The 5,198-nt window shown below is 47.3% G+C and carries 5 protein-coding genes; all 5 read left to right on the top strand.

Annotated features, from left to right (window positions below; all coding sequences use genetic code 11):
• The coding region (locus ACEW8S_RS04040) for a hypothetical protein (protein WP_373516900.1) at positions 1–1,200 on the top strand (1,200 nt) is incomplete at its 5' end.
• Positions 1,201–2,199 (top strand): VWA domain-containing protein, encoded by a 999-nt coding sequence (locus ACEW8S_RS04035; protein ID WP_373516899.1) that lies wholly within the window; start codon positions 1,201–1,203, stop codon positions 2,197–2,199.
• Positions 2,200–2,207: 8 nt separating this feature from the next.
• Complete coding sequence (locus tag ACEW8S_RS04030) at positions 2,208–3,254, top strand: VWA domain-containing protein (RefSeq protein ID WP_373516898.1); 1,047 nt, start codon at positions 2,208–2,210, stop codon at positions 3,252–3,254.
• Between the two features lie 82 nt (positions 3,255–3,336).
• Positions 3,337–4,194 (top strand): tetratricopeptide repeat protein, encoded by an 858-nt coding sequence (locus tag ACEW8S_RS04025; RefSeq protein WP_373516897.1) that lies wholly within the window; start codon positions 3,337–3,339, stop codon positions 4,192–4,194.
• A gap of 144 nt (positions 4,195–4,338) precedes the next feature.
• A partial coding sequence (locus tag ACEW8S_RS04020; RefSeq protein ID WP_373516896.1) for a BatD family protein occupies positions 4,339–5,198 on the top strand: 860 nt, incomplete at its 3' end.

The raw sequence follows: 5,198 nt of genomic DNA, 5'->3' as shown, positions 1-5,198 counted from the left end.
ATGGAGGTCGAAAAGAGCCGTTCGGAACTGTGGATGTGGATTTTGGGCATCCTTCTGGGATTAGCGGTTGTCGGGGGGCTCCTCTACTGGTTCGTCTTCCGGAAAAAACCCTTGTCCGAAGAAGAAAAAGTAGCGCTACTGCCCGCCTATGATCGGGCTTTGTTGGAACTGAAAAAATTGGAGAATTCCAAATACCTTATCCAAGACGAATACAAACAATACTATTCCGAGCTTACGGATATCGTGCGCTTGTATCTTGAGGAGGACGTGCATGTATCCGCCATGGAAAGTACCACCGATGAGCTGATCTATAAACTGGAAATGCTTCGGGATGCCGGCGAACTTAAACTGGATGCCGACACCCTAAAGCAGTTCAAACGTATCCTGCAAACGGCCGACCTGGTCAAGTTCGCAAAGTCGCGACCGGCATCATCCATTGCGCAGAACGACCGGAAAGCCATCGAGGAAATCGTTACCAAGACGCATGATGCCCTGCCTGAACCCACGCTCGAAGAGCTTATGGAAAGGGAAGAATACAAAGAGGAACAGGCGCACAGGCAGCAGCGTCGGAAAATCCGTATTGCGGCGGCTGCGGTCATCGGCTTCCTGTTGGTTGCGACCAGTATTGCCGTTAACAAATACGGCTTCGCCCCGGTAAAGGATTCCGTGTTCGGCCATCCGACCAAGACCCTGCTCGAAGGCGAATGGATCGCCAGTACCTATGGCTATCCCCCGATAAGCCTTGAAACGCCCAAAGTATTGAAAAGGCAGCAAAGGGAAATCCCCCCGGAGCAAAAGGCGAACATACAGGAATTACAGGTATTTCGATATGAAAGTCCCGACGACCTGTTCTCGATCAGCGCGGTATCGACCTTGCTGTCACAGGAAACGGAACCGGATTATGGGCAATCCATCGATGCCTTCGTCAAAAATCTGGAAAGCAGGGGTGCCAAGAACATTATCACAAAAGACGAGGAATTCACAACGATCACCGGCGTAAAAGGGGTAAAGGTATATGGAAGCGCAAAGTTCGCCGTACCCGATTCCGAAGAACCGGTACAGGGTAAATATAGTTTGCTGCTTTTCGGCGGAAAAGGTTTTCAACAACAGGTAATGCTGACTTGGATGGACGGGGACACCTATGCCGAACAGATCGTAGAACGCATATTGAACACGGTAGAAGTAAAAACGGAAGTATAAATGCTTGAGAATATAACCTTTGCAAATCCGGAATTCTTTTGGTTGCTATTGTTGCTTCCTTTGGCCGTATTGTGGTATTTCTACAAACGCAGGGAACAGGTGGCATCCCTGAAAATGCCTACTATCAAAGGTTTTTCGGGTTCAGGGTTTCTTCCGCGCTTGAAACCCTTCCTATTCGTACTGCGCCTTTTAGCCCTAACGGCGATCATAACGGCAATGGCACGCCCCCAAACCGAGGATATTTCCACTAGGACCAAGACCACAAGAGGTATCGATATCGTTATGGCCATTGACGTATCATCTAGTATGCTGGCGCGTGACCTGAAACCCAACCGTCTTGTGGCATTGAAAGAAGTAGCGGGAGATTTTATCAAAGAACGCCCGAACGACCGTATCGGTCTTGTGGCCTACGCCGGGGAAGCCTATACGAAAACGCCGATTACGAGCGATAAGGCCATCGTACTCAGTGCCCTTCGCGAAATTACGTATGGAGAGCTGAACGATGGTACGGCCATCGGTATGGGGCTGGCTACCGCTGTCAATCGTTTGAAGGAGAGCAAGGCAGTGAGCAAGATTATCATTTTGCTTACCGATGGGGTCAACAATTCCGGATTTATCGAGCCACAGACCGCGGCCGACCTTGCTATCGAATATGGTATCAAGGCATATACCATCGGTATCGGCACAAACGGTAATGCCCTATCGCCCATCGCATACAACGCCGATGGTTCGTACCGTTATGGCATGCGCCAAGTAGAGATCGATGAAGCTTTGTTAAAGGATATCGCCAAGGTGACCGGTGGACAATATTTTAGGGCCACCGACAACGAGAAACTGGAAGCGATCTACGAGGAAATCAACAAACTCGAAAAAACGGATATCGAAGAGTTCAAATACTTTAGGTACGAAGAAAAATTCCGTTCCTGGGTGCTTTTGGCAGGGGGTTTGCTTCTGTTCGAATGGGTATTGCGGAATACGCTTTTTCGGAGCTTTATTTAAACAACAAAATGATTCAATTAGACGAAAAAATATATTTCTATCTGCTGGGGATAATTCCGGTACTCGTCGTCTTGTTCTTGCTGTTGCAACTTTGGAGAAAAAGCACGCGGAACAAGTTTGCGGATGAAGCCTTGTTGAAACGGCTCACGCCCGATAGGTCCAAATTCAAATCTGGGCTGAAGCTGTTTTTCTTGTTACTTGGACTCGTCTTTTTGACCTTGGGTCTGGTAAATCCGAAAATCGGAACGAAGTTGGAGACGATAAAGCGCGAAGGGGTCGATATCGTTTTTGCGATGGATGTCTCCAAAAGCATGTTGGCGGAAGATATTGCGCCTAATCGGTTGGAAAAGTCCAAACGACTGGTCTCCGAAATTATCAACCAATTGGCCAGCGACCGCATCGGCATTATTGCCTACGCGGGCCAAGCATTTCCGCAACTACCGATTACGACCGACTATGGCGCGGCCAAGATGTTCTTGCAGGGCATGAACACCGATATGCTTACTTCCCAGGGCACGGCGATCGACCAAGCTATTGAATTGGCGACTACCTATTACAACGACCAAGAGCAGACGAATCGGGTGCTTTTTATCATTTCCGATGGCGAGGACCATTCCGGGGAATCGACTCTAGAAGCCGTAGAAAAAGCGACCGACGAGGGCATACGTATATTTACTATTGGTGTTGGCAAGGCAAAAGGTGCCCCTATCCCTATTAAAAGAAACGGGATAGTCGAAAGTTTGAAAAAGGATAACAACGGAGAAACCGTCATCACCAAGTTGGACGAAACTTTTCTCAAGGAAATCGCCGACGAAGGCAATGGGGAATATATCAACGGTTCCAGCACCGAAGAGGCCGTTGAATTCATAAAGGAACAATTGTTGCAAATGGATAAAAAGGAATTCGAGGCCAAGCAGTTCGCCGAATTTAAAGATCAGTTCCAATGGTTTTTGGGGCTTGGACTCTTATTTTTATTTTTGGATGTTTTTACCTTGGAAAAAAAGACGAAGTGGTTGCGAAAGTTGAACCTGTTCAATGAAAAGGACGTAGAGTAGTTTAGGTTAGCAGGCAGAAGTAAACCTTGAACCAACCGTGCAGAAGTTTGAAACAGGAACTTATCCCGTTAAAAAGAAAAATATGAATTTAAAACTAACCTATTTTTTTATCCTATTAGGATGCCTAGCTTTCTCCCAAGACGACGAAAAGGCGAGGCAAAAAGCACTAGTGCAATCCAAAGACCTGACTTGGGAGGGCAACAAACAGCTTTCCGAGAATAAATTCGTAGATGCCGAGATGGAGTATCGCCGCGCCATCGCCAAAAGTGACGAAAATGCCGCTGCACGTTACAATTTGGGCAATGCATACTACAACAACGAAACCTACAGCGAGGCCTTCGGACGTTTTAAGGAGGCCGGGGAACTCGCCACCGACAAGGAAGAAAAGCACGTCGCCTACCATAACATGGGCAACGTGTTCATGAAGAGAAAAGACTATCAAAAGGCCGTTGAGGCATACAAGGAAGCCTTGCGCAATGACCCCACCGACGAAGAGACGCGCTATAACCTAGCGCTCGCGAAAGAAATGCTGGAAAAAGACGAGCAAAAGAACGACCAGAATCAAGATAATAAAGACGAGGAGGATAAGAAGGACGAAAAAAATAAGGACGAGGACAAAAAAGAGGGCGATAACGAAGACGAGAACAAAGAAGATAAAAAAGACGAGGGCGATAAAGGGGAAGAGGGCGATGAAAACGAGGAAAAGAAAGACGAGAACAAAGAAGGTGAGGGCGACGAAAAGAAAGAACAGGAAAAAAAACCTGAAGAGGGCGACCAACAGGAACAGGAGCAACCCCAGCAACGCCGCCCCGACCAATTGAGCAAGCAGCAGGTGCAAAACCTGTTGGACGCTATGCAGAACGAGGAGAAAAAAGTGCAGGAAAAAATCGATGCCCAGAAAGTCAAGGGCGTCAAGGTCAAAAATGAAAAGGATTGGTAATGCTAGGTAGTCGGATTCGAGATGAAAGACGTAAGATAAGGGACGGGAGACTATTTCTTAAATATGATTTTTTTGATATCAGTTTAGTTCCTAAATCCTAAGTAATTCGCAAGACTGATACTACCGTAACTGGTAAAAGAAAGCATGAATATATTTAAGAGGTACATCACCCTTATTCCTTTGTTGTTTTTAGCCATTGCGCTAAAAGCGCAGGATAACGATGCCGTTACCTTCGAGATGATTCTCAGCAAAGATAAACTGGGTATCAACGAAAGGCTGCGGGTCGACTTTGCCATGAATAAAGATGGGGATAATTTCAATCCGCCTGATTTTACCGGCTTTCGGGTGCTTATGGGCCCCTCGCAATCTATAAGTTCATCATGGGTCAATGGAGTGCGCAGTTATTCTAAAACCTATTCCTATACCTTGGCCCCAAGGTCGCAGGGGCGGTTTACCATCAAACAGGCGACCATAGTAATCGACGGCAAGACCTATAAATCAACGCCTAAGGAGGTTGAGGTGACCCCCGCGGTCGATAAACCGAGCGATCAGATGACCGCCGACGACGTGGCCGACGAAAGTCTGCATTTGGTGGCCGAGGTTTCCAAGACCGACCCCTATCTTAACGAAGCTTTGAGTGTGGTGTACAAGATGTATATCAGCCCGGCAATAAGTATCTCCAACTATCAACCGCTTGACAATCCGAAATACAATAACTTTTGGAGTCAAGATATTCCTGTCCCCAGACCGGAGGTGAAAAACGGCACCTACAACGGCAAGCCCTATCGCTATGTCATCTTGAAAAGAGTAGTGCTCTATCCACAGAAATCAGGAAAATTGGAAATCGAACCCCTCTCCCTCGAGGTTACAGTCGATGTGCCGACGAACAAACGTGATTTTTTCGGGGGCCGCATCTATGCACCGGCCACTAAAACGGTGTCGGCGGGCAACCGTACCATTGACGTAAAAGCCTTGCCCGAAAAAGGCAAACCGGTCAATTTTAG

This window comes from Pricia sp., assembly GCF_041745955.1.
GTDB lineage: Bacteria > Bacteroidota > Bacteroidia > Flavobacteriales > Flavobacteriaceae > Pricia.
Note: the sequence above shows the minus strand (reverse complement) of the source record. Positions and strands in the feature narration are given on the sequence as shown.

What these genes read in the sequence shown, in the direction of transcription:
- ACEW8S_RS04035 (WP_373516899.1), top strand. Translation starts at nt 1,201, where the DNA reads ATGCTTGAGAATATAACCTTTGCAAATCCGGAATTCTTTTGGTTGCTA.
- ACEW8S_RS04030 (WP_373516898.1), top strand. Translation starts at nt 2,208, where the DNA reads ATGATTCAATTAGACGAAAAAATATATTTCTATCTGCTGGGGATAATT.
- ACEW8S_RS04025 (WP_373516897.1), top strand. Translation starts at nt 3,337, where the DNA reads ATGAATTTAAAACTAACCTATTTTTTTATCCTATTAGGATGCCTAGCT.